Origin of the sequence: Roseobacter sp. SK209-2-6, from assembly GCF_000169455.1 — a bacterium.
Taxonomy (GTDB): Bacteria; Pseudomonadota; Alphaproteobacteria; order Rhodobacterales; family Rhodobacteraceae; genus Pseudophaeobacter.
On the sequence record NZ_AAYC01000007.1, the window covers coordinates 154558 to 176984 of the forward strand.

The window sequence follows — 22427 nt, forward strand, 5'->3', positions numbered from 1 at the left end:
TTATACGGGTCAGCGCAAATCAATCACCGAGGCAGAACATGACCTACCACCCCAAATCGGATTTCGTCGCCGTCATGATGGAACGCGGGTTCCTTGCGGACTGCACCGATTATCAAGGCCTGGATGAGGCCCTGATGCAGGGGGTGAAGCCCGCCTATATCGGATTTGATGCCACCGCGAAATCGCTGCATGTGGGCTCGCTCATTCAGATCATGATGCTGCGCTGGTTCCAGAAGACCGGCCATCAGCCGATCACCCTCATGGGCGGCGGCACCACCAAGGTGGGCGATCCTTCTTTCCGTGCTGATGAACGTCCGCTCTTGGATGAGGCCGCGATCAACGCCAATATTGCGGGCATCAAGAAGGTCTTTGCCGCCTATATCGATTACGACACAGACGCGCCCAACAAGGCCCTGATGCTGAACAATGCGGAATGGCTGGACGATCTCAATTACCTCGAATTCCTGCGCGACATCGGCCGCCATTTCTCGGTGAACCGGATGCTCAGCTTCGAGAGCGTCAAATCACGCCTCGACCGCGAACAGTCCTTGAGCTTCCTTGAGTTCAACTACATGATCCTGCAGGCCTATGACTTCCTGGAGCTGAACCGCCGCTACGGCTGCATCCTGCAGATGGGCGGCTCGGATCAGTGGGGCAATATTGTCAATGGTATCGATCTCACCCGCCGGGTGCTGGACAATTCGATCTTTGGCCTAACCTCGCCGCTCTTGACCACCTCGGATGGCAAGAAGATGGGCAAGAGCCAGGACGGTGCGGTCTGGCTCAACCCCGATATGCGCTCACCTTATGAGTTCTGGCAGTTCTGGCGCAACACTACCGATGCCGATGTGGGTCGTTTCCTCAAGCTCTATACCGAGCTGCCCATTGACGAATGTGAGCGCCTGGGCGCCCTGGCCGGATCCGAAATCAACGACGCCAAAATTGTGCTGGCCAATGAGGTAACCAAGCTCTGCCACGGTGCCGAGGCCGCATTGGCTGCTGAGGCCACCTCGCGCGAAGTTTTTGAAAAAGGCGGCGTGGGCGATGACCTGCCAACCCTGTCGCTCTCTCCTGCGGATCTGGGTGACGGCATTTCCATCGTACAGCTCATTGTGAAATCCGGTCTGGCCAAATCCGGCAAGGAGGCCAAACGCTTGATCTCTGAAAACGGCGCCAAGATTGATGACCAACCGCTGACGGATGCAGGGCTGATGCTCGATGCAGGCGCGCTTTCCTCACCGATCAAGCTCAGCGCAGGCAAAAAGCGTCACGCTCTGGTGCAGCTCACCGACTAAGGCTTAGCGAATATCAAACCCGCGAAAAGGAGCCCAAGTGGCTCCTTTTTTTGTCGGACGGTCAGCTCCTATGGCAGATCCCATAGCACCAAGAAGCCAATCCAGAGATCGCCACCTGGAGCAAGAAGGCTCTCCGCAGGGTTTCTGCCTTCCAAAAAAAGAAACTCGGCATGTGAGGTAAAGCCTCACAAAAACAGCCAGTCCACCAGTGTCAGCAAGATAAAGATGGGCACCGAAAGGGCACAGGCCAGCAGGGCCGCAGCACTCAATGTCATACGCGGGTTGGGCGCGCTTTGCCCCAGAACCTTTACCGGTGATTTTCCGTCTGATTTCATGGGTCCATTAACCATGATTTAGGTTTCCGAAGGGTAAATAAACCCATGTTCGATTTCCTGCCTGCTGATGTCATGCCCCGCCCGATCCAACGCGACACCACCCCACCCAGCCTGCCACAATCGCCCGAATTCCGGCGCGCGCTTTTGGCTACCGGCCAAAGCCCTCTGGTCCTTGAAAATCTGGGCGACACTCTGGTTACACGCCGCCGCTTTGCGCTTGGGGTCTCCTGCGCCATGGTGAACCGCGCCCGTATCAAAAAGCCCCTGCGCTTGATTGAAAGCCTGCAGGAACAGGGCCTTGGGCGCACTCCGGTAATCCTCTCGCCAGAAGAGCCCGCAGCGGAGCTGGCGCAATATGGTGCGGTGCCCCTGCTCAGCCCCGCCCATGTGGCGAAATGGGATCTCAGCAGCGATCGGGACAGCTTGCGCGCAGGCCTGCACCAAAAATGGCGCAACCGGTTGAAGCACGCCGAAGCTCATACCCTTCGCATCAGCCGCCAGAACATGCCGATTGATCCCTCTCACTGGTTGCTGCAGGCAGATCAGAAACAACAGGCCGCGCGCGGTTACAGCAGCTGGCCGCAGACCCTCACGCTCGCCTATGCCAGTGAAAACCCAGGCCAGGCCAAGCTCTTTCAGGCTTTTGAGGGCAAGGAGGTCATCGCCGCTCTCTTGATCCTGCGCCATGGTGCGGCCGCGAGTTACCATATCTCCCACAGTACAGCGCGTGGCAAAGCACTCTCGGCCCATAATCTACTGCTGTGGCAGGCGGCCTGCTGGCTGCAGGACAAAGGTTGTCAGCACCTGGATCTGGGGCTGATCAATACCGAACACGCAGCGGGCCTCGCCCGTTTCAAACTGGGCACCGGGGCAGCGCTCTCCGCTCTGGGCGGAACCTGGCTGCACTGGCCCCCTGTTACGCCGCTTTTTGCTCCCTTGGCTCGGCTGGATCTGCGCAAAATGCACCCTGCCTAGCGACAGAGCCGCAGGATAGTGCAACGCTGCGCTGGACAGGCCCCCTCTTGTGAGGTTATTGAACAGATGTTCATTTACCCGGAGGAGCCCCGCCCATGAAACTCGCATCGACCCGCGCCATCATTACCGGTGGCGCCTCTGGCCTTGGTGAAGCAACCGCCCGCCATTTCGCCGCTTCCGGCGCCAAAGTGACGCTGCTGGACCGCGACACGGAGCGCGGTGCCCGCGTAGCCGACGAGATCGGCGGGTTCTTTGCCGAAACCGATGTCACCGACGAAGCCTCGGCCGAAGCAGCGATTGCCAAGGCCTCAGAAAATATGGGCGGCATCTCTGCCTGCGTGAACTGTGCAGGCATCGCCATTGGCATGAAAACCGTCAGCAAAGAAGGCGCGCATCCTCTGGGTGCATTCCAGAAGACCATCGACATCAACCTCGTCGGCACCTTCAATGTTGCCCGTCTGGCCGCAGTAGAAATCGCCAAGAACACACCCGAAGAAGATGGCGCACGCGGAGTGATCATCAACACAGCCTCCATCGCTGCCTTTGACGGCCAGAAGGGCCAGGCCGCCTATGCCGCCTCAAAGGGCGGCGTCGCCGGCATGTGCCTGCCCATGGCCCGAGACCTCGCCTCCTCTGGCATCCGTGTGATGACCATTGCACCAGGGATCTTTATGACCCCGATGCTGGCAGGCCTGCCGGAAGAGGTCCAGGCCAGCCTTGCCGCCGATGTGCCAAACCCCGCCCGCCTGGGTGATCCGGCCGAATATGGCCGCCTGGCCGGTTTCATTGTCGAAATGGGCTATCTGAATGGTGAGGTCATCCGCATCGATGGCGCCCTGCGCATGCGCTGACCGCTTCGCGCTTCCTGTCCAGGGTTTGCGGGTCAAGGGCGGCAAAGCCGCCACGCGCAGCGTGGTTTATCCTTGAGGCGCAATTCATGGAAAACACACTCGAATTGGCGTCTTTGAGGGGCAGATCTGCCCCTCAAGCGCTTCTCAGCAAGGCCTTCGCGCTGCGCCAGCAGCGCCTGGCCCAAGGCAGCACAAAGCGGGATTGGCGCAGCCAATGCAGCTGCGGGCGCGGGAGCCCCCGCCTGCCACTGCATGCTTCCGCCAGTTCTACAGCTTGTAGCGGCCGCCCCACTGCCCCAGGGCTTCGATCACCGGACAAAGCTCCAGCCCCTTTTCTGTCAGGCTGTATTCCACCCGAGGCGGCACCTCTGCATAGACCTTTCGGTGCACGATCCCATCGGCCTCCAACTCCCGCAGCTGCTTGGTGAGGCTGCGCTGGGTTACAGTCCCCAATTGACGCAGCAGCGCGTTGAAACGCATCTTTCCCGGCAGAAGGTGATAGATCACCATTCCCTTCCACTTGCCAGAGATCTGCTCCAATGCGGCCTCCACCGGGCAACCATCGCTGCAATCATAGCGCTGAAACCTGTCCTGGCGTCCGTCTTCTGTACCATTAGTATCCATTTGTGCCCTATCTGCAGAAATTGTGCGTACTTGCGCGAAACCAATGCGGGCTTCATATCCGCAGCTCCAGAGCAAAACAACTTGGGAAGCTTGCAATGCCCCTCACTATCCTTGCACAAATCACCGCCAAACCCGGCCACGAAGACCTGCTGCGCAGCGAACTGGAAAAGCTGGTTCCGGTAACCCGCGCCGAAGCAGGCTGCATCCGCTATGACCTGCATCGCGACAATGAAAACCCAGGCTTTTTCGCTTTCTATGAAACCTGGGAGAATCGTGAACTCTGGCAGGACCATATGAATGCGCCACATCTGGCCGCTTATATGGAAGCTACAGAAGGCGCAGTGGCTGAGTTCAGTTTGAACGAGATGACACAGACACTCTAATTCCATTGCCCGGCCGCAAACGGATTTGAGATACGGCGACCCATCAAGACTGTGCATCTCGTGAGGGTACAGCAAGCCCAAGAGGAGCGCACTTAGCCGCACTTCTTGGGTTTACACTTCGCTTACCAATCTAAATGAAGTGTGAAATCTAAAACTCTAATTTTACACAATGTTTCGCGCGCGAAACATCCAGTGCAGGCACCTCTTTCCGGATCCGCCTTCAGGATCCGGATTTCTCTTCCAGCTCCAGCCACTCCTCCTCTGCAGACATCAGTTTTTCCTGACGCTCCACAAGGGCTTCCGTGGCTTTCTTGAACTTGACTGGTTCACGCGTGAATAGCTCCGGATCCGCCATCAGCTCCTGCAGCTTCGCAATTTCCTGCTCCAGGCGCTCGATCTCGGCGGGCAAGGCCTCGAGCCTGTGCTTTTCCTTGAAACTCAATCCCGCTTTGGGCTGGGCCTGCGGTTTGGCTTTTGGCTTTTCCGCTTTGGGCTTTTCCGCCTTGCTGGCTTTTTCCGCCCCCGGCAACCCGCCCCGCTGGGTGATGTAGTCACTCCAACCGCCCGCATAGGTAACGGCTTTGCCGTCCCCCTCCATGGCGATTGTCGCGGTGGCCACACGGTCCAGAAAATCCCGGTCGTGGCTGACCAGCAGCACAGTGCCGTCATAGCTGTCCAGAAGTTCCTGCAAGAGATCCAGGGTCTCCACATCCAGGTCATTGGTTGGTTCGTCCAGCACCAGAAGGTTGCTTTGCCGCGCCATCAGACGCGCCAGCAAAAGCCGCGCCTTCTCCCCGCCCGAAAGCGAGCGTACCGGTGCCCGCGCCTGGCGTTCATCAAACAGAAACTCTTTGAGGTAACCCACGACATGCTTTGGATTTCCGCGCACCATGACCTGATCTGCCTTGCCGGAAATCCCCAAAAGAGGATCCGAGGTCAGATTCTCCCAGAGGCTGGCATCGCCGTCCAATTGATCACGGGTCTGATCAAAAAAGGCGGTCTCAAGATTGGTCCCCAACGCCACCGCGCCCGCATCCGGCTGCTCCATGCCAAGGAGCATTTTCAACAGCGTCGTTTTACCCGCACCATTTGGGCCGACAAAGGCGATCCTGTCGCCCCGCTGCACCTTGAGAGAGAAATTCTGCACGATCGCCTTATCGCCGAAGCTCTTGCTGAGCCCCTCCGCTTCAATCACTTTGCGACCGGATTTTGGCCCAGCTTCCAGCGCAAGTTCTGCTGCGCCCTGGCGCTTGATCTGACCCGCGCGCTCCGCCTTCAGATCCTGCAGAGCCCGCACCCGGCCCATGTTGCGCTTGCGCCGGGCAGAGATACCTTCGACGGCCCAGCGACTTTCGCTTTTGATCAGGCGGTTCAGCTTGTGCCGTTGCTGATCTTCTTCTTCCCAGAGCTTGTCGCGCCAGGCCTCAAAATGCTCAAAACCCTTTTCCTGGCGACGCACCTGACCGCGATCCACCCAGAGCGTTGCCCGCGTCAGTGCCCGCAAGAAGGCCCGGTCATGGCTGATCAATACAAAAGCCGTGCGGGTGGATTTCAACTCTTCTTCGAGCCAGGTGATCGCCTCGATATCCAGATGGTTGGTCGGCTCGTCCAACAGCATCAGATCGGGCGCTTCTGCCATCAGTTTGGCGAGAGCAGCCCGGCGACGCTCTCCACCCGATGCGGTCTCCACCGGGCGCGACGGATCAAACTTCAGCCCTTCGCCGGCGCGCTCCACCTTGTATAATTCCCCTGGTTCCAGCCCTGAGGCGGCAAAATCTCCGAGGGTGGCAAAGCCTTCCATCTTGGGATCCTGCTCCATATAGCCGACACTGCGACCGGGGGGCACGACGATGGAGCCTTTGTCAGCTTCAACTATCCCAGCCATGACCTTCATAAGGGTGGATTTTCCCGATCCGTTGCGGCCAACAAGTGCGACGCGGTCTCCGGGTTGAACCACAAGATCGAGCTCGGAAAACACCGGGTCACCGCCGAAAGTCAGCGAAATACCGGTCATCTGCAAAAGAGGAATACGTGCCATGAAAGCCAGCTAAACTGCAGAAGGCCCGAGGTCAACGCCGTGCACAAAATCAGCAAAGATTGGGGTAGTGGTCCGATCCGCCCTAGCGCAGCAAGGCCCGAAAACCTGCTTTGCGCTTTTCCGGGATCGCCTCGATGTCCAGGGCGGTAAACACATGCATTGTTCCAAGATCACGGTCCTGCACCAGGTGATCGCTCACACAGCCCCCCAGGGTCAGGTAATTGCGCAAAAGCGGTGGCATCTGCCGCAGTGCCTGCGACAGGTCCAGATCTCTTGCCTGATCCCTGTCAGAGAGCAGATCAATGAATGTGATATACTCAGCTGCTTTCGCGCCGGGTTGCCAATCCGAAGGTGCCAGATACCGCGCCTGCAACAGTGCAAAGGCATGCAGGTAAAGGGATGGATCATTGCCCTGAAAGGAGGAACAGCCAATCAGCATTTTGATTTCCAGCCGCTCCACCATGACAGTCAGCCCGGCCCAGGCCAAACGGGCGACATCGGCGCCAGAGACATCTGGATCGATGCAAAAACGACCGAGCTCACCAATCGAGCTGCCTGGTTTCAACCGCTGTAAAGCTGGCCCCAAACCATAGGATTGCGCGGTATAGCAACGCGCCATCTCCTGCTGGCTTGTTAAATGTCGCAGGCGAAAGACACCCAAAATGCGCCCGTCCACCTCACGCTCAACCAGGATATGGAAGCAAAAGCGGTCAAAGAGATCCTGATCCGCCTTTTCTCTTCCAAAACAACGCGCTCTCAACTCAGATGCATGTAATAGATCGGTTTCAGAACCTGCGAGGCGCACCCTGAAACCAGCCTTTACCAGAAGAACCTCACCTGACGGCAGACCCCGCGGAGAAGGCATCTTTTCCTGCAATGTGCCCTCTGCCATCAGAATCCGTTTCCCAATTGCACCGCACCTGCGCAGCTCGCGCGCCCACAAGCAACCAGCCAAGGCATCCCTAGACCAAGAAGCCGAAAATCAGCTAAATCCCTAGACCGAAATTCAGCCCTCTTCTCTCCCAAAGGTCTGGCCCAGAGATCACTCCGATATCAAATTGCCCGGGTTGAAGTTGCCAAGACTGCCAAGCAACTGACGCAAGAAGGTCTTATCCTGGACGCTGGAACTGGTCACGCGACGCTCCAGCGGGATAACCTTGCCATCCTCCAGGCTGTAGCGCTCCACCCCAGAGACAACATCACGAGCGTCAAAATTGATCGCAACAAGTTCACGTGAAACCGGTTTGATTGCGGAAACCCCGCGATGACGCATAGTGGTTGCCACATAGTAGTAGCCGCTTTCACTCAGCACGCCAGAGGCAGAGGGGACGCCTAGTGTTTCGGCCACGGAGTCCTTGGTATCGATCCCGACAACAACCTCTGCCAGTTCTTCTTCGGTTGGCACATAGCCATGCCGCTGATACCGCGCGCTGCAAGAGGCCAAGGCCGCCGCGGTCACAACCCATATCGCCAGTTTCGCTGCCGATTTAAACTGCCCTGTTTCTGCGCCCATTATGTCCCCCGCGACACCAAATTCCATCAGCGGCTTGAACCCGCTTAGCATCCCGATTACCTAATGCAGCCTCTCGGTTCAAGAAACGAAAGTTCCCGTGATGTCTGACAGTACCGCTTTGCGGGTCGCCGATCTGCCGCAAAACAGGCCGACCAAGTTCGATCTTCGCCCTGATGCCCCTGCCCTGGAGGCCTTGGCAACAGAGCTGGGCGTGAATGGGATGCGTAAACTACGCTTTACCGGTGAGATCACCGCCAAAGGGCGCAAGGATTGGCAGCTTTCCGCTAATCTGGGTGTCACGCTGCTGCAGGACTGCGTTGTGACCCTGGAGCCCATGACCACACGAATCGACGAAAAGGTGGAGCGCCTATTCCTCTCCGATTATGCGGAACCAGACGATCCGGAGCGCGAGATGGAAGAGGATGAGCGGGTCGAACCTTTAAGCGAAGTGATCGATCCCGGAGAGGTTTTGGTCGAAGCCCTGGCTCTGCTGATCCCCGCCTATCCGCGCAAGGACGGGGCTGAACTGGGAGAGGCCGTCTATGCTGAACCTGGTGTTCAGGCCATGCGGGACGAAGACACCAAGCCCTTTGCCGGACTGGCCGCGCTGAAGAATCAGCTAGAGGACAAAGACCCAAATTGAGCGGGATTGCGAAAGCGGCCTGATGATTTTTTGATAGAGCCGCTTTTCTCACTGGCATATACGGGGCCGCTCTCGTAAAAACCGCTTGCGCAGTCGAAGATTCTCGCTATTTTCGCGCGCTCATCGGAATTTTTGGTTGGACATCGGAGAGGCTGCGGCCTAAACGCCGCCTACCGATCTAACGAACGAATGTGAAACGCGCCGCGGGCATGGCCCCAAGGCCCCAAGTAAACGAAGGTTGAGACATGGCCGTCCAACAGAACAAAGTATCCAAGTCGCGCCGCAACAACCGCCGCGCGCACGATGCACTGGTTGCTGCAAACCCGAACGAGTGCTCCAGCTGCGGTGAACTGCGTCGCCCCCACCACGTCTGCCCTTCCTGTGGCCACTATGACGATAAAGAGATCGTTGCAGTGAACGACGAAGTGGAAATCGACGAAGACGCGGCATAAGCTCGCGACGATCACATTTCTTGCGGAGCGGATTTTTTGCATGACGGGTAAACCCGATCAATCAGCCAACAAATCCGGCCGCATTGTGATTTCGGTTGACGCCATGGGCGGAGATGCCGGTCCTGCGGAAGTAGTGGCCGGCCTCGCTATGTCTGCGGACAAGAACCCCAATATCGGGTTCCTGCTGCATGGCCCCGAAGCGCAGCTGAAGCCTCTGGTTGCTAAAAAGCGCATACTGCAGGGCCGCGTCGAAATTCGCGACGCCCAAAAGGTTGTCACCATGGAGGACAAGCCCTCTCAGGTGATGCGCAATGGCAAGGGCACTTCGATGTGGTCCACAATCGAAGCGGTCAAGCAGGGCGAAGCAGCCGGGGCGGTTTCCTGTGGCAACACAGGCGCGCTGATGGCGCTTTCCATGCTGCGCCTGCGCAAAATGCCCGGCGTGAACCGCCCGGCGATTGCCATTCTGTGGCCCTCGCGCAATCCGCAGGGCTTCAACGTGATGCTGGATGTGGGCGCGGATGTGCGCGCGGATGCCCAGGATCTGTTGCAATACGCCCTGATGGGCACCTCCTATCTGCGCAATTCCATGGATATTGCCCGGCCCCGTGTCGGGCTTTTGAATGTCGGAACCGAAGAGCATAAAGGCCATGCGGAGCTGAAAGAAGCCCATGCCCTGATTGCGGAAAACGCAGAAAAGGCCAATTTCGACTTTGTTGGTTTTGTCGAAGGCAGCGACATCCCTGGCGATGCGGTAGATGTAATCGTCACCGATGGTTTCACCGGCAATGTCGCGATCAAAACCGGCGAAGGCACCGCCAGCCTGATCCGCATCGCCCTGCGTGAAGCCTTTGAATATTCGTTCCTTTCCAAGATTGCCGCCCTGCTTGCAATGACCTCCCTTCGCCGGTTGTCCAAACGGATGGATCCGCGCCGCGTCAATGGCGGCGTCTTCCTGGGCTTGAACGGAACCGTGGTGAAATCCCATGGTGGTGCGGATGCGACCGGCGTCTCCGCTGCGATCAAACTGGCCTTCCGTCTGGCAGAGCATGGTTTTGCTGAAAAGCTGGCGGCGCGGGTTGCATCTGTGGTGGAGCTTACCCAAGATAAACCTGTTCCACAGGATGCTGAGCATCCCTCCCAATAAGACCAAAAAGGCAGGCCCAGAATGACGCGACGTGCAGTAGTGATTGGCACAGGACATTACCTCCCGGAACGGGTGGTTGAGAACGCGGAATTCGAGAAGACCCTGGATACCACGGATGAGTGGATTCGCAGCCGCTCCGGTATTGAGCGTCGCCATTTCGCAGCCGAAGGCGAAACCACATCCGATATGGCCGCCGCTGCCGCCAAGGCAGCCCTGGCCGAAGCCGGGATGGAGGCTGAGAGCGTCGATGCCATCGTTCTGGCCACTTCTACTGCGGATCTGACCTTTCCTTCGGCCGCAACCATGGTTCAGTCAAAACTGGGCATGACCCGTGGTTTTGCCTTTGATGTGCAGGCCGTTTGTGCAGGTTTTGCCTATGCGCTGGCCAATGCCAATGCGCTGATCCTCTCTGGACAGGCTGATCGGGTGCTGGTGATCGGGGCGGAAACCTTTAGCCGGATCATGGATTGGACCGATCGCTCTACCTGTGTGCTCTTTGGCGATGGCGCCGGCGCCCTGCTCTTGGAAGCACAGGAAAGCGCTGGCACAAGCGATGATCGCGGCATCCTGGCCACCGATCTGAACTCCGATGGGCGCTACAAGGATCTGCTTTATGTGGATGGCGGCGTCTCGACCCAGAACACCGGCCATTTGCGCATGCAGGGCAACCAGGTCTTCCGCCATGCGGTTGAAAAACTGGCCAAAACGGCCAATACCGCGCTGGAGCGGGCGAATCTGACCACCGCTGATGTGGATTGGATCGTGCCGCATCAGGCCAATATCCGCATCATCCAGGGCACCGCCAAGAAGATGGGCCTGTCGATGGATAATGTTGTTGTCACCGTTCAGGACCATGGCAATACCTCCGCCGCCTCGATTCCCTTGGCGCTTTCGGTTGGCAAATCACGTGGCCAAATCAAAGAAGGTGACCTGATCGTCACCGAAGCGATTGGCGGCGGCTTGGCCTGGGGTGCGGTGGTGTTGCGCTGGTAAGCCGCTTACCGTGAAAGATACGCCTTGCAATTCATTGATATTGACAGGGAAAATCCCCTGCCCCTATGCTTTGGCAAACAACGGGGATTAGCATGGGCGAAAAAACTCTTACACGCATGGATCTGAGCGAAGCCGTCTTCCGTGAGGTCGGCCTCTCCAGAAATGAAAGCGCACAACTGGTGGAGAGCATGCTGCAGCATATGTCAGATGCTCTTGTCCGGGGCGAACAGGTCAAGATTTCTTCTTTTGGGACCTTCAGCGTGCGCGATAAATCCGCTCGCGTTGGGCGCAACCCCAAAACCGGTGAAGAGGTTCCAATTCAACCCCGCCGGGTTTTGACGTTCCGCCCCTCTCACCTGATGAAAGACCGGGTGGCAGACGGAAACCGCAAGTAACGCTGCTTGCCCCAGCCGCCTGTCGGCCAAAGATAACAAGGCTCTTTGCAAAGAGCGCGATCAACGGAACAGTGTAGATGTCAAAATCACCCGACGCCTTCCGCACCATTAGTGAAGTCGCGGAGTGGCTTGGCGTGCAAGCCCATGTTCTGCGGTTTTGGGAAAGCAAGTTCACTCAGATCAAGCCGGTGAAACGTGCCGGGGGGCGTAGGTATTACCGCCCCGCTGATATGCTTCTCTTGGGTGGCATACGCAAACTGCTGTATCAAGACGGACTGTCGATCAAGGAAGTACAGGCCATTCTGCGCGATCTCGGAATCGGCCATGTAAGTGAAATGTCCCATGATCTGGATGCGGCCGGCCCACCGGATGGCGACGGTGCAACCGGTTCCGCAGATACCGCCGGATCAGGTAATGGGACCACTGGGGGAACCACCGAGGGGGAGGCCTCTGGCTCTGACAGTGCTACCGCCCAAGAATCCCTCGATGCGGCCCCTGTCCCGCTCCCCAGTGATGCGCCTGAGGTGCAAGAAGCCGCGGAAGGCCCTGGTGAGGTGTCGGATACCGCACCGATGGAGGCCAGTTCTGCTGCTGAACCCGCCCCGCTTGCACCAGCAACACCTTCAACGCCTGAGACAGCGCTTGAGGCAACACCAGAGAGCGTGTCAGACACCGTCGAATCGCAAGAGCTGCCACAGGAATCCCCGGTGGCGCAGACCCCAATCGCCCCCCTTGATGCACCTCAAGAGGAGCCCCTTGCGCCAGAAAGCCAGCCAGCTGAAGCGGCCCCCGCCGTAACAATAGATGCGGCAACAATAGATGCGGCGACGCCAGATGCGGGCGCGCCTGTGACGGATGCGCCTCTGGATCAGCCCGCTGACCGGGGTGAGGAAGCCGCTGATGAAGCGCTCGCACAGCCTGCAAATGAGGTCGCCCCCGCAGCGCCACCTGCGCCTGTTGTTGATGCGCCCGCCGAAATGAGTGCACCCAAAGCCGAGGTCGAGGGCGAGTCCCAAGCAGTGGCTGAAACAGGCCCCGAGGAATCTCTCCCTGTAGCAACAGTTGCAGCAGTTGAGGAAATTGCTCCCGAAGCAGATGATTTGGCCCAGCCAATTGCGGAAGAACCGGCTGCACCTGCTGCGCCTCTTGCAGATGCGCCCCAAGAGACACCTCAAATCACGGAACCTGACGAGGTTACTCTCGACACTGCAACCCCCGCTGCCCCATCGGAAAGCGAAACTTTGGCTCCTGCATCTAAGCCAGCCCCACAGCCAGAAGTAAGCGAACCAATTGAAACGGCAGCCGCAGCCGCGCCCCAGAGTCAGGATCTTGCGCCAGCTGAGCCAGAAGCTGTTGAGCAGGAACCTCAGGCTGAATTTGCACCTGCACCAGAGGTCGCTGGACCTGCTGAGCCAGAGCAAATGCGAATGGATCTGGACTCGCCTCAACCTCAACCGCAGGCCCAAGCCAATCCTCCTGTCGCAACAGCCTCCTCAGCAGTCGAGGGTGCAGCAAACGCGCCCTCCGATGCAGAGGCAAATGCTGAACCAACTGCAGAAACAGGCGCAGCTGCGCCAGCCGACCTAGATTCAGGCGGAACGACACCGCCCCCGCCCGCAGAGAGCGAGGTCGCTGCCGCTACACCGGATTTGCCGTTGGACCCACCGGTCAAACCCGAACCGCATCACCTCAAACCGAATATCACCGCAACCGCGCCACCTAGGGAAACACCCCAGGATGTGTTGGAAGCGGGGCGAAGAGCCCTGGAGCAACAAGAGGTGGCGGCTGAAGCGCCAGAAGCTCCTTCAGCCGAAGTTGAGGAGAGCGAAAACGCTGTTTCGCTGATAGAACAAGCGCCTGGTTCTATCAGCGAAACCACAACAGAGACACTGAGCACCGAAACGCCACCCCTGGATGCGCCCTTCGCAGAGGCCCCTCAGTCTGTGGATTCTCGCCTGGAACAGCCCGCTCCGCCCCCTTCTGCGCCAACATCAACCGTGGCAGAGACAGCAGCGGATCCAGCCCCGGCCCCTATAACACCAGAGGAGAGCCCCTGGTCCGGGGATTCAACGCCAGCAAGTGACCTCCCGCAGGATGTTTCCTCCACCAGTGTGCCCCCGCAGGCTGACCCGGTTCCGCAGACCCTGCAGGATGAGGTCCTACAGGAGAGCCCAGCCCCAACTGAAGAGGCCACAGCCCAGTTTGATGCACAGCCTGATGCACCACTCTCCGAAACAAGCACTGCAGAAGCAGACACCACGGAAGCGCATGTTGAGCAGGCTGCTGATGAAGACCTCAGCGCGATAGCTGATGTGCTTCAGGAATCCGCTGCTGAGATCCAGCCGGAGGCAGAGCCCGAGGCCCTCTCCGAAGTGCCCCCACTCTCGGCTGAGCCAGAACCTTCAGTAGAACAACTTGCTGAAAGCGAAGAGCTTTCTGAGAGTGACCCTGAAGACGCCGGTTCCATCAGCACCCAACCTCTGGAAGAGGTCACGCCACCACTGGATCAGGTAGAGGCTGTAGATACCGTCCCAGCCCCAGAGACTGCCGAAGATACTCCCCTTGCTGCCGAGCCCGCTCTCGCAGCAGCAGAGCCTGCGCGTCCCGCTATCATAGAGATCGAGGATGAGGATCTTGCTGCGCAGGCCGCTCTTCCCGCCGGTCTCCTTGCATTGCTGGCGCGGACCAAATCGATCCCAGCATCAGCCCAGAGCGAAGTTGCCGAATGTGTCGCCACCCTAAGAGGGCTGACCGGGCGCAGCTAAAAATTCATCCGGCACGGAAAAAAAAGTGGAATTACCCTCTTGCTCCTGCCGGGAAAACCGCTAGAACCCCTCTTCAACGGGCTATGGCGCAGCCTGGTAGCGCGTCCGTCTGGGGGACGGAAGGTCGCAGGTTCGAGTCCTGCTAGCCCGACCAAAAAACCGGTTGAGTGTTCCACACTCAGCCGGTTTTTTTGTTTTATTTCAGCATCCTGCCCCCATCAGAACCTGAACCTTCTAGTCAGATCTCCCCTGCTATCTTCCTAGTTTTTGCCAAAACCGTAAAAGGCTGCTATCGGTCTGCCACAACGTCCTCTCGGGCCCCTTTCCGGGTCCTTTCTGGCACCTAGGAGACTCGATCATGACCGGTGTTTTGCCCAGCCAAGCCATTGAAAAAATGCTTGATCGCGCCGAGATCACGGTGAGCACGCCCCTTACGGAGGGGCAGATCCAACCCGCCAGTCTGGATCTGCGGCTAGGCTCCGTCGCCTATCGTGTCCGCGCCTCTTTCCTGGCGGGGCAAGGCAGCAGTGTCGCGGATCGGATCAAAGAGTTCGAAATGCACCGCATCGACCTCAGCGATGGGGCCGTGCTGGAAAAGGGCTGCGTCTATGTCGTGCCCCTGATGGAGGGGCTGAACCTGCCGCAGGAGGTCTCTGCGGTGGCCAATGCCAAAAGCTCAACCGGGCGGCTGGACCTTTTGACCCGTACCATCACCGATGGTGGCGAAGAGTTCGACCGCATCAAGGCGGGCTATCAGGGCCCTCTCTATGCTGAAATCTGCCCCCGCTCCTTTTCGGTTCTGGTGCGACCGGGCATGCGCCTCAATCAGATCCGCTTCCGCTCTGGTCAGGCGGTGCTCAGCGATGCTGAGCTCACGGCGCTGCATGCCGAAATGCCACTGGTCAATGGCCCTGCCGTCATCGAAGACGGTTTGGGATTCTCGGTCGATCTGCAGCTTCCCGGCGGGGATCTGGTTGGCTATCGCGCCAAACCTCATACCGGGGTGATCGACCTCGACCGGATCGGGGAATATGACCCGCAGGATTATTGGGAAGAGGTGCGCAGTACCTCTGGGCGAATCATCCTGGATCCCGGCGCCTTTTACATTCTGGTCAGCCGCGAGGCGGTCCATATCCCCCCTGCCTATGCCGCAGAAATGGCCCCATATCTGGCCATGGTCGGCGAATTCCGGGTCCATTACGCGGGATTCTTTGATCCCGGCTTTGGACATGATGCAGCGGGCGGCAGTGGCTCCCGTGGTGTTCTGGAAGTCCGCTGCCACGAAGCACCCTTTGTGCTGGAGCACGGCCAGGTGGTCGGGCGCTTGGTCTATGAGCGGATGGCAGAGCACCCGGAACAATTGTACGGTTCAGGGATTGCCTCGAACTACCAGGGCCAGGGATTGAAGCTGTCCAAGCATTTCAAATCGCCAGCATAGGTTTCGACCTGCAAAAAACCGCGCAGAAGAATCCATATTCTAGGCTGGCTTTACAAAACCCGGCTGTTCTAGTGGCTCTGACACACCGGCCTGAACCGAACGTTCCAGATGGGTCGACAGGGTCATATAGGTGCGGGTGCCGCGCACGCCTTTGACGTCATAGATCTGCGACAACAGCCCCTCCAGCGCATGGGGGGAGGCAACCCGGACCTTTAGGATCAGACAAGTGTCGCCGGTGGCGGTATGAATTTCCTCTACCTCCGGCCAGTTCTCCAGCGCCATCAGCTCTGCGGTTTTGCCCCAGCCGGCCGTGTCCACATGAATAAAGGCCAGAAGCGGTTTGCCCACCGCAGGACCGCTCAGCTGTGCTACGGTCGATTTGATCACGCCAGAGGCGCGCATGCGTTTGACCCGTTCATGCACCGCTGGCGCCGAAAGTCCTACCGCAGCACTGATCACAGCATAGGACTGAGTCGCATCGCGGCTCAGCTCACCTAATATCTTTCGGTCCAACTGGTCCATATGCGGCCCCTTCCCACGGTTATCCTGAATGGTATCTGTTTCTCATAAGCCGGGCCAGATGCCCGGTTCACAGAAAATTATTCAGCCTATATGTCATTACTCTGAAAACAGTTCGAGATCTATCCACTATGTCTGCAGCTTCCCCAGGTCCTCTTCCGACCCAACCTCTATGGCAATCCATCCTGATCCTGATGAGTGCCATCGGCATTATTGGCGCCAATTCCCTACTGCTCTCGCCCTTGGTGACAGCGGTTGGGCAGGATCTGGCAGCGGATCCGGGCGCGGTGATGCAGGCAGCCAGTGCCTATGGGCTGGGCGTTGCACTGGCAGCACTGACGCTGGCGCCCAAGGGAGATCGCATTGGTGCTGGTCGTCTGCTGCGACTGGCCCTGGCAGCGCTGACGCTGGGACTGGCGGCAAGCGGTTTGGCACCGGGTCTCTGGGGGCTGATCCTGGCGCAGGGGTTCTGTGGGCTTGCGGGCGGCGCTGCCCTACCCTCCATCTATTCGCTGGCGGCACGGATTGCACCCAAGGGGCGTGAGGCACGCACCGTAGGTCTGGTCCTGACCGGATGGACGCTCTCGATGGTGCTGGGGGTTACTGTCAGCGCCTGGGTCGCTGAGCTGGCCGGATGGCGGCAGGTCTATCTGGCACTTGCGTTGCTGGCCGCTCTGCTCTGGCTCTGTTCCAGAAGCCTCGCTAGGCTGAGCAGTGGTGCCAGCAGCCAGGTGGAAGCAGCTGCCAGCTCCCCTCTGACGGCGCTGCGGGTTCCGGGGATGCGCACGGGGCTCTTGGCCACTGCGCTACTGATGCTCAGCTTTTACATCACCTATTTCTACACCGGGGCCCATATCACCCTGGATCTGGGTCTCAGCACCGGGCAGGCCGGTTTGCTACCGCTGTTTTATGGGATCGGCTTTGGCCTGGCAGTTTTCTTTGATCCCCTGCTGGATCGGATCGGGCTGGCGCGTGCGACCCCACCAATCTTTGTATTGATCACATGCAGTTATCTGGGCCTCGCCCTGACCTCTGGGCATTTTCTGGTATTGCTGGGCGTAACGCTCATCTGGGGGATCTTCCAGCATCTTGGCCTCAACCTGCTGGTGGCGCGCCTGACCGCATTGGATCCAGACCAGCGCGGCGCGATCATGGGGCTTTATAGCACCATGACCTATCTCTGCGTCTTTGCAGCCCCCTATGCGGGTGATCTGCTCTTTGGAGTTTGGGGATTGGTTGGCTGTCTCATTGCCTCTGCCTGCTTAACCGCGCTGGAAGCATTTGAGGCCGCAATCTCATTGCGACCAAGGCAGAAAACACCTGAGCCGACAGCATCTAAAAGCACTAAGTCTGATTGCGCCTCGCCCGGCGCGCCTGCCTGATTTCACGCACCCTCTCGCGTTCGGCCCTGGCCTCCGCCTCGGCGGGGGTTTCCGGCTGCATGTGCTGCTTACGGGCCTTGCGCCCCCCTGGAAAACTGCTGATGCCCCGGTCGATACCTGCATTGATCGCACGCCCAACCAGGCGGCGCAGGATCATCCTGAAGATCATGTCCATACTCATTTCCGAGGGTCCCCTTGCTGCATCACCTTAGGCCTCAGGACTGCATAACAAGCAAAAGCGGCAATTCCTTGGCAGAGGCTACGAGCCGGCTGCGAAGAGCCAAGGGCAAACCAGGCGTAGTCAGCTCACGTAAGGCACGCAGCCCGCGCCTCTATTCTTCAAAGAGCTCTGGCTGTTCGCCGATTTCGTGCTCACCATCTTCGCCATGGCCAATCGGCAATGCACCGGGTGGGGGCCGGTTTTCCAAGAGCCCTGCGGCGCGCAGCTCTTTTAAGCCGGGCAGGTCGCGGGCACTTTCGAGACCAAAGTGATCCAGGAAACTGGGAGTGACAACAAAGGTCACCGGACGGCCCGGTGTCATCCGCCGCCGTCCCAGACGGATCCATTCCATCTCCAGGAGCTGATCAATGGTGCCGCGTGAAACCGAAACACCGCGGATCTCTTCGATCTCAGCCCGTGTGACCGGCTGGTGATAGGCGATGATCGCCAGGGTCTCGATCGCGGCGCGGCTGAGCTTGCGGGTCTCGACGATCTCTTTCTGCATCAGGAAGCCGAGATCCGGCGCCGTTCGGACAGCCCAGGCATCGCCCACACGCACCACACGAACGCCGCGCCCCTCATAGCGCTTGCGCAGATGTTCCACCGCCTCGCCGGGATTGCAACCATGGGGCATACGGCCCGCAAGGTCGCGCAGGGTAACCGGCTCGGAACTGGCAAAGAGCACGGCTTCGACCATACGCTCCTGCTCGACCATAGGCGGCGCCTCAAACAGGCTATCACGCTCCAGTGGGCCGCCCTCTGGCTGCTCCGCCGTTTGATCCAAACCGTGATCGTCCATTAGTTTTCCTCGTCCAGGCTGCGCAGCTGAATCGCTGAGAAGCTCTCACTTTGGCGAATTTCCAACTTACCTTCCTTTACCAGCTGCAAAGAGGCCGCAAAGGTTGCCGCCGTGGCTGAGCGCCGCCGCACCGGGTCCGTGTGCCAGCCATCCGGCAGATAGCTCAGCATGTCGGTCCAGCTGCCGGTAAAGCCGATAAGGCTCCGCATGCGCTCCAATGCCTCTTCCATGGTATAGACGCTATCGCGGTCCATAACAAAGGGGCGGAAATCATCCTTGGTGCGAATGCGGGCATAGCCCTGCATCAGATCCAGCAGACTGGCGGAATAGGTCACGGAGCGGATGCGCTCCACATCTTCGCCCTTACCACGCGCGAAAAAGTCTCGCCCGCGCTGGTCGCGTCCCATAAGGCGCGCCGCCGCGTCTCTCATCGCCTGCAGGCGCTCCAGCTGAAAGGCCAGATGCGCCGCCAGTTCTTCGCCCGAGGGGCCCTCTTCCTCTGGGTCCGGCGGCAAAAGCAGGCGTGACTTCAGAAAGGCCAGCCAGGCGGCCATCACCAGATAGTCCGCTGCCAGCTCGATCCTGAGTTCCTTGGCCCGGTCCACAAAGGTCAGATATTGCCGCGCCAGCTCCAGCACCGAGATCCGGCGCAGGTCCACCTTTTGAGTGCGCGACAGCGTCAGCAAAAGATCGAGCGGCCCCTCATAGCCCTCGACATCGACAATCAGTGCCTCTGCGGCCAGCCGTTCCTCGACCGATTGCGTGGCGACGTCATCAAAGAGGTTCTGCTCAGACATAGATCCTACCGCCCATCAGGGCGCTAAGTTCCGCTTCTGCCGCCTTGGTGTCAAGCGGCAGTGGATCCTGACGACGGGCAAGTGCAGCCTCTGCCCGGCGCTGTCCCGCCTCATCCATCAGTCCCGCCGCCTCTGCGACTGCCCGGCGCTCTGACAGAGGACCATTGCAATAGAGTGCCAAATCGCAGCCTGCCTGACGCGCAGCCGCGGCATTCTGGGCGGGCGTGCCGGTAAGCGCTTTCATCGAGATGTCATCGGTCATGATCAGCCCGTCAAAACCGATGCCCTGGCGGATCATCTGCATGACCTTTGGTGACAGTGTGGCCGGGGTGCTGTCCAGCGCCTCATAGACAAGATGCGCTGTCATCCCCAAGGGCAAATCATTGAGAGATTGGAACACTGCAAAATCACTTTGTTGCAATTCGCCAAGCGGGGCTGCGACCTGGGGCAGGTCCTTGTGGCTGTCAGCAATGGCGCGACCATGTCCAGGCATGTGCTTTAGCACTGGCAGAACCCCACCATCCAGATGGCCTTGGGCCACTGCGCGAGACAGTGTCACCACCAAATCGGGCTGATCCGCATAGCAGCGGTTTTTCAGGAATGGGTGGGTGTCAGGTGTCACAAGATCCGCGCAGGGCGCGCAATTGCTATCAATACCCAAGGCCCGCAGCTCTTGCGCGATCAGCCGGTAGCGCAGGTACATCGCCCGCTCTGCCCTATCGCCTGCTTGCATGACATGATCCAGAGGCGGCAACCATTCACGCGCTAGCGGTGCGCGCAGCCTTTGCACCCGACCGCCTTCCTGATCGATGGTGATCAGACAGTCACGCCCGACGGCTTCGCGGAAATCACCGCAGAGTGCGCGCACCTGATCTGCGCTCTCGATATTGCGAGCAAAGAGGATAAAGCCAAAAGGGTCTGCCTCCCGGAAGAGGGACTTTTCTTCGGCGCAGAGCCGCAGGCCATCCGCATCAAGAATGCATGCCCCATGGGATTTGCGACCAACAGCTGTCATGCGACCTCCTGCACCCACTGATTTCATTTAAACCGCAAAACGCCCACCCGGTGTGCGGGGTGGGCGTTACCCGGTAAACCGGATCAATCCTGATGCCGATCCAATGCTTAGGCTCAGATTAGCGGGTAGTCACCGGAATGCAATCCGCATTGCGGGCCACCAGAGCAGAGCAGAACCGACGCGCATCAGACAGGCCTTCAAATCCAACCGCACGCAGGCGGTAGAACGTACGGCCACCGCTTTCGGCGCGCTGCACTACCCGTTTTTTGCCATCCAGATAGTCCCCAAAACGCGAAGCAATCCGGTCCCATTCAGCGCGCGCAACTGCGGCACTTTCATAGGCGCCAAGCTGCGCCAGACGGGTGCCCGCAGGCAAGCTCGCGGGGTCCAGCTCTTCGGTGGCAGGACCCGACAGTTTGGCCGGTGTGGCCTGCGCCGGAGAGAACCTGGCAGGACGCAAGTTGGGACGCAGAGAGAGCTTGACCCCCGGCGCTTTGAGCAGGGCCAGCGCGGCTGGGGTGCTGCTCTCAATGGCCGCGACGGCTGTTGGCTGAAGGGGTTCAGGCTGCACAATCGCCGGAGACGAAGGTGTCGTCACCTGACCCAGACCCACCGGCGCCGAGGCCGAAACCGGCTCCAGATCACTGATGGGTTCGACCCCATCGGTCAACTCTGCCACCAATGCGTCGATGTCGCCATTTCGAAACGCCTCTGCGGCGTCCTCGGTTGACTGATTGCCTGCGGCCGGATCAGTCGACGTCAGAGCAATGACCGGCGCAGGATCCGCTGCGGGTGCCTGCAGGACAGAAGCAGGTTGGTCATCCTCGGTAAGCTCAATGGGCTGTGGTGCCAGGGTCAGGCGATCTGCCGGTGCTTCAGCGGCACCAGTCGCGGCGACACTATTCACCGCCAGCCCCTGATGGTCCGCCTGACTGCCGCCTGGGTTTTCGGGCTGCACCCGCATAGGACCCTCAACCGAGCGCACAACAGGAAGTCCGCTGACATCGCGCATCACCAGCTGATAGCCCCAGACACCCAAGCCAATAACCAGCGCAAACGAAGCGACCGCGCCGAGAACGCTGGCGGCTTTTGTAAAACCGCGTCCCGAAGCGACCGGGGGCTGATACTGTTCGTTTTCATTGGCTGCGTCGTCATAGCCATAATCGTCCACTTCAGCCCCGTCATACCCAAAGGAGGCGCCTGCCCCACGGTATACGGCCTGATCAGCGCGCAGGTCCTGCCCGGCGGTCGCTGCGTTTTCCAGCCCCGAAACCCCATAGTCCTGGCTGACATATTCGCCATATTCGCCGGAGCTCGGGTTCTGCGCATAGGCAGAGGCTAGCTCTGGCTCTGCCTTTGCAAAGATACGCGGGCCCTGCCCTGCAGCGGCCTGCGATGCCGCATCCACGGGGGCCGCAGCCTGCGGAGCAGAGGCCTGGGCGCGCGCGCCCTGCACCTGCGTGACCTCTAGACGTGGGCCTGTCGCGGAAGCTGTCGCGGCCTGCGACGCTGCATTGGCCGCGGGCAGATCCTGCGGCTCTGACACATAGTTGGAATAGAGATCAGGCCCTTCATGTGGGAACTGAGACCGATGCCCGGCCTGTGGTTGCGCCCTTGTGGCATGGACTGCCGGAGCATGGGTCACCTGTTGGTGACCATGATCAGGGGCCTGAAGATGGGGTTGAGCCTGTGTGGCTGAAGTCTCTGGTGCGGCACCCTCACTCTGGGAACCGCTATGGGAAAAGGCTGGGCCAGAGCCCGCCTGCGCAAAATACGCCATGATCCGCCTCACTGCCCGCAGGGACCGGCAGGGCGATACCTGCGGGGCCACACTCGGGTCTCTTGAAC

At 59.4% G+C, this 22427-nt stretch carries 23 protein-coding genes and 1 tRNA gene; 13 read left to right on the plus strand and 11 right to left on the minus strand.

Annotated features, from left to right (window positions below):
• Positions 1-38: 38 nt before the first annotated feature.
• Positions 39-1295 carry a tyrosine--tRNA ligase gene (tyrS, locus tag RSK20926_RS12415; RefSeq protein ID WP_008207161.1) on the plus strand — a complete coding sequence of 419 codons (1257 nt, stop codon included), beginning with the start codon at positions 39-41 and terminating at the stop codon, positions 1293-1295.
• Positions 1296-1480: 185 nt separating this feature from the next.
• Here the strand turns inward: tyrS and RSK20926_RS23025 are convergent, their stop codons facing one another.
• Positions 1481-1630 carry a hypothetical protein gene (locus tag RSK20926_RS23025; RefSeq protein WP_008207163.1) on the minus strand — a complete coding sequence of 50 codons (150 nt, stop codon included), beginning with the start codon at positions 1628-1630 and terminating at the stop codon, positions 1481-1483.
• 45 nt (positions 1631-1675) lie between these two features.
• Here RSK20926_RS23025 and RSK20926_RS12420 point away from each other — a divergent pair, with 45 nt between their 5' ends.
• Both RSK20926_RS12420 and RSK20926_RS12425 read left to right on the plus strand, forming a co-directional pair.
• Positions 1676-2605 (plus strand): GNAT family N-acetyltransferase, encoded by a 930-nt coding sequence (locus RSK20926_RS12420; RefSeq protein ID WP_008207164.1) that lies wholly within the window; start codon positions 1676-1678, stop codon positions 2603-2605.
• Positions 2606-2700: 95 nt separating this feature from the next.
• The gene (locus tag RSK20926_RS12425; RefSeq protein ID WP_008207166.1) at positions 2701-3456 is read left to right on the plus strand and encodes an SDR family NAD(P)-dependent oxidoreductase; all 756 of its coding nucleotides are present in this window, start codon (positions 2701-2703) and stop codon (positions 3454-3456) included.
• A gap of 267 nt (positions 3457-3723) precedes the next feature.
• On the opposite strand, the gene RSK20926_RS12430 is transcribed toward RSK20926_RS12425, so the two are convergent.
• A complete protein-coding gene (locus tag RSK20926_RS12430) occupies positions 3724-4080 on the minus strand; it encodes a winged helix-turn-helix transcriptional regulator (protein WP_037254971.1) in 357 nt (118 codons plus the stop codon).
• Between the two features lie 95 nt (positions 4081-4175).
• Between RSK20926_RS12430 and RSK20926_RS12435 the strand changes: the two genes are divergently transcribed.
• On the plus strand, positions 4176-4463 hold the full coding sequence (locus RSK20926_RS12435; RefSeq protein WP_008207171.1) for a putative quinol monooxygenase: 288 nt from the start codon (positions 4176-4178) through the stop codon (positions 4461-4463).
• A 220-nt stretch (positions 4464-4683) separates the two neighbouring features.
• On the opposite strand, the gene RSK20926_RS12440 is transcribed toward RSK20926_RS12435, so the two are convergent.
• From RSK20926_RS12440 to RSK20926_RS12450, 3 genes are all read right to left on the minus strand, one after another.
• The gene (locus RSK20926_RS12440) at positions 4684-6501 is read right to left on the minus strand and encodes an ABC-F family ATP-binding cassette domain-containing protein (protein ID WP_008207173.1); all 1818 of its coding nucleotides are present in this window, start codon (positions 6499-6501) and stop codon (positions 4684-4686) included.
• Between the two features lie 82 nt (positions 6502-6583).
• Complete coding sequence (locus RSK20926_RS12445) at positions 6584-7393, minus strand: GNAT family N-acetyltransferase (RefSeq protein WP_232281892.1); 810 nt, start codon at positions 7391-7393, stop codon at positions 6584-6586.
• A 150-nt stretch (positions 7394-7543) separates the two neighbouring features.
• Positions 7544-8014, minus strand: coding sequence for an outer membrane protein assembly factor BamE (locus RSK20926_RS12450; RefSeq protein WP_037255047.1), 471 nt, complete (start codon positions 8012-8014; stop codon positions 7544-7546).
• A 100-nt stretch (positions 8015-8114) separates the two neighbouring features.
• On the opposite strand from RSK20926_RS12450, the gene RSK20926_RS12455 reads away from it, so the two are divergent.
• From RSK20926_RS12455 to RSK20926_RS12490, 8 genes are all read left to right on the plus strand, one after another.
• Entirely contained in the window at positions 8115-8657 is a 543-nt protein-coding gene (locus RSK20926_RS12455; RefSeq protein ID WP_008207178.1) for a YceD family protein, read from the plus strand.
• A gap of 245 nt (positions 8658-8902) precedes the next feature.
• The gene (gene rpmF, locus RSK20926_RS12460; protein ID WP_008207179.1) at positions 8903-9109 is read left to right on the plus strand and encodes a 50S ribosomal protein L32; all 207 of its coding nucleotides are present in this window, start codon (positions 8903-8905) and stop codon (positions 9107-9109) included.
• Between the two features lie 40 nt (positions 9110-9149).
• Complete coding sequence (gene plsX, locus RSK20926_RS12465) at positions 9150-10256, plus strand: phosphate acyltransferase PlsX (RefSeq protein WP_008207181.1); 1107 nt, start codon at positions 9150-9152, stop codon at positions 10254-10256.
• Between the two features lie 21 nt (positions 10257-10277).
• Positions 10278-11249 carry a beta-ketoacyl-ACP synthase III gene (locus RSK20926_RS12470; RefSeq protein WP_037254973.1) on the plus strand — a complete coding sequence of 324 codons (972 nt, stop codon included), beginning with the start codon at positions 10278-10280 and terminating at the stop codon, positions 11247-11249.
• Between the two features lie 92 nt (positions 11250-11341).
• Positions 11342-11644: an integration host factor subunit alpha gene (gene ihfA / locus RSK20926_RS12475; protein ID WP_008207184.1), complete on the plus strand. Its 303-nt coding sequence runs from the start codon at positions 11342-11344 to the stop codon at positions 11642-11644.
• 77 nt (positions 11645-11721) lie between these two features.
• Positions 11722-14409, plus strand: a complete 2688-nt coding sequence (locus tag RSK20926_RS23180) for a MerR family transcriptional regulator (RefSeq protein ID WP_008207185.1) — start codon at positions 11722-11724, stop codon at positions 14407-14409.
• A gap of 77 nt (positions 14410-14486) precedes the next feature.
• Positions 14487-14563 (plus strand) — tRNA-Pro (locus tag RSK20926_RS12485).
• A 204-nt stretch (positions 14564-14767) separates the two neighbouring features.
• The gene (locus RSK20926_RS12490) at positions 14768-15847 is read left to right on the plus strand and encodes a 2'-deoxycytidine 5'-triphosphate deaminase (protein WP_008207186.1); all 1080 of its coding nucleotides are present in this window, start codon (positions 14768-14770) and stop codon (positions 15845-15847) included.
• Positions 15848-15886: 39 nt separating this feature from the next.
• Here the strand turns inward: RSK20926_RS12490 and RSK20926_RS12495 are convergent, their stop codons facing one another.
• Entirely contained in the window at positions 15887-16369 is a 483-nt protein-coding gene (locus RSK20926_RS12495) for an Lrp/AsnC family transcriptional regulator (protein ID WP_008207187.1), read from the minus strand.
• A 128-nt stretch (positions 16370-16497) separates the two neighbouring features.
• On the opposite strand from RSK20926_RS12495, the gene RSK20926_RS12500 reads away from it, so the two are divergent.
• On the plus strand, positions 16498-17748 hold the full coding sequence (locus RSK20926_RS12500) for an MFS transporter (RefSeq protein WP_008207189.1): 1251 nt from the start codon (positions 16498-16500) through the stop codon (positions 17746-17748).
• On the opposite strand, the gene RSK20926_RS12505 is transcribed toward RSK20926_RS12500, so the two are convergent.
• The 5 genes from RSK20926_RS12505 to RSK20926_RS23185 all read right to left on the minus strand — a co-directional run bounded on the left by RSK20926_RS12505 (position 17711) and on the right by RSK20926_RS23185 (position 22359).
• Entirely contained in the window at positions 17711-17929 is a 219-nt protein-coding gene (locus RSK20926_RS12505) for a hypothetical protein (RefSeq protein ID WP_037254976.1), read from the minus strand. The genes RSK20926_RS12500 and RSK20926_RS12505 overlap by 38 nt on opposite strands.
• Positions 17930-18080: 151 nt before the next feature.
• Positions 18081-18767 carry an SMC-Scp complex subunit ScpB gene (scpB, locus tag RSK20926_RS12510; protein ID WP_008207192.1) on the minus strand — a complete coding sequence of 229 codons (687 nt, stop codon included), beginning with the start codon at positions 18765-18767 and terminating at the stop codon, positions 18081-18083.
• A complete protein-coding gene (locus tag RSK20926_RS12515; RefSeq protein WP_008207193.1) occupies positions 18767-19564 on the minus strand; it encodes a segregation and condensation protein A in 798 nt (265 codons plus the stop codon). Before RSK20926_RS12515 ends, scpB begins: the two co-directional genes overlap by 1 nt.
• Positions 19557-20579 carry a beta-N-acetylhexosaminidase gene (nagZ, locus tag RSK20926_RS12520; RefSeq protein WP_008207194.1) on the minus strand — a complete coding sequence of 341 codons (1023 nt, stop codon included), beginning with the start codon at positions 20577-20579 and terminating at the stop codon, positions 19557-19559. The genes RSK20926_RS12515 and nagZ overlap by 8 nt, the downstream gene beginning before the upstream one ends.
• Before the next feature lie 118 nt (positions 20580-20697).
• Positions 20698-22359 carry an SPOR domain-containing protein gene (locus RSK20926_RS23185; protein WP_008207195.1) on the minus strand — a complete coding sequence of 554 codons (1662 nt, stop codon included), beginning with the start codon at positions 22357-22359 and terminating at the stop codon, positions 20698-20700.
• Between the last annotated feature and the right edge of the window lie 68 nt (positions 22360-22427).

Coding starts and splice junctions, on each gene's coding strand:
- RSK20926_RS12515 (WP_008207193.1), bottom strand. CDS start 19,564: ATGTCTGAGCAGAACCTCTTTGATGACGTCGCCACGCAATCGGTCGAG.
- RSK20926_RS12430 (WP_037254971.1), bottom strand. CDS start 4,080: ATGGATACTAATGGTACAGAAGACGGACGCCAGGACAGGTTTCAGCGC.
- nagZ (WP_008207194.1), bottom strand. CDS start 20,579: ATGACAGCTGTTGGTCGCAAATCCCATGGGGCATGCATTCTTGATGCG.
- RSK20926_RS12445 (WP_232281892.1), bottom strand. CDS start 7,393: ATGGCAGAGGGCACATTGCAGGAAAAGATGCCTTCTCCGCGGGGTCTG.
- RSK20926_RS23180 (WP_008207185.1), top strand. CDS start 11,722: ATGTCAAAATCACCCGACGCCTTCCGCACCATTAGTGAAGTCGCGGAG.
- RSK20926_RS12420 (WP_008207164.1), top strand. CDS start 1,676: ATGTTCGATTTCCTGCCTGCTGATGTCATGCCCCGCCCGATCCAACGC.
- rpmF (WP_008207179.1), top strand. CDS start 8,903: ATGGCCGTCCAACAGAACAAAGTATCCAAGTCGCGCCGCAACAACCGC.
- RSK20926_RS12505 (WP_037254976.1), bottom strand. CDS start 17,929: ATGAGTATGGACATGATCTTCAGGATGATCCTGCGCCGCCTGGTTGGG.
- RSK20926_RS12470 (WP_037254973.1), top strand. CDS start 10,278: ATGACGCGACGTGCAGTAGTGATTGGCACAGGACATTACCTCCCGGAA.
- RSK20926_RS12450 (WP_037255047.1), bottom strand. CDS start 8,014: ATGGGCGCAGAAACAGGGCAGTTTAAATCGGCAGCGAAACTGGCGATA.
- RSK20926_RS23025 (WP_008207163.1), bottom strand. CDS start 1,630: ATGAAATCAGACGGAAAATCACCGGTAAAGGTTCTGGGGCAAAGCGCG.
- RSK20926_RS12455 (WP_008207178.1), top strand. CDS start 8,115: ATGTCTGACAGTACCGCTTTGCGGGTCGCCGATCTGCCGCAAAACAGG.
- ihfA (WP_008207184.1), top strand. CDS start 11,342: ATGGGCGAAAAAACTCTTACACGCATGGATCTGAGCGAAGCCGTCTTC.
- RSK20926_RS12425 (WP_008207166.1), top strand. CDS start 2,701: ATGAAACTCGCATCGACCCGCGCCATCATTACCGGTGGCGCCTCTGGC.
- RSK20926_RS12500 (WP_008207189.1), top strand. CDS start 16,498: ATGTCTGCAGCTTCCCCAGGTCCTCTTCCGACCCAACCTCTATGGCAA.
- RSK20926_RS12495 (WP_008207187.1), bottom strand. CDS start 16,369: ATGGACCAGTTGGACCGAAAGATATTAGGTGAGCTGAGCCGCGATGCG.
- RSK20926_RS12440 (WP_008207173.1), bottom strand. CDS start 6,501: ATGGCACGTATTCCTCTTTTGCAGATGACCGGTATTTCGCTGACTTTC.
- scpB (WP_008207192.1), bottom strand. CDS start 18,767: ATGGACGATCACGGTTTGGATCAAACGGCGGAGCAGCCAGAGGGCGGC.
- RSK20926_RS12435 (WP_008207171.1), top strand. CDS start 4,176: ATGCCCCTCACTATCCTTGCACAAATCACCGCCAAACCCGGCCACGAA.
- RSK20926_RS23185 (WP_008207195.1), bottom strand. CDS start 22,359: ATGGCGTATTTTGCGCAGGCGGGCTCTGGCCCAGCCTTTTCCCATAGC.
- RSK20926_RS12490 (WP_008207186.1), top strand. CDS start 14,768: ATGACCGGTGTTTTGCCCAGCCAAGCCATTGAAAAAATGCTTGATCGC.
- plsX (WP_008207181.1), top strand. CDS start 9,150: ATGACGGGTAAACCCGATCAATCAGCCAACAAATCCGGCCGCATTGTG.
- tyrS (WP_008207161.1), top strand. CDS start 39: ATGACCTACCACCCCAAATCGGATTTCGTCGCCGTCATGATGGAACGC.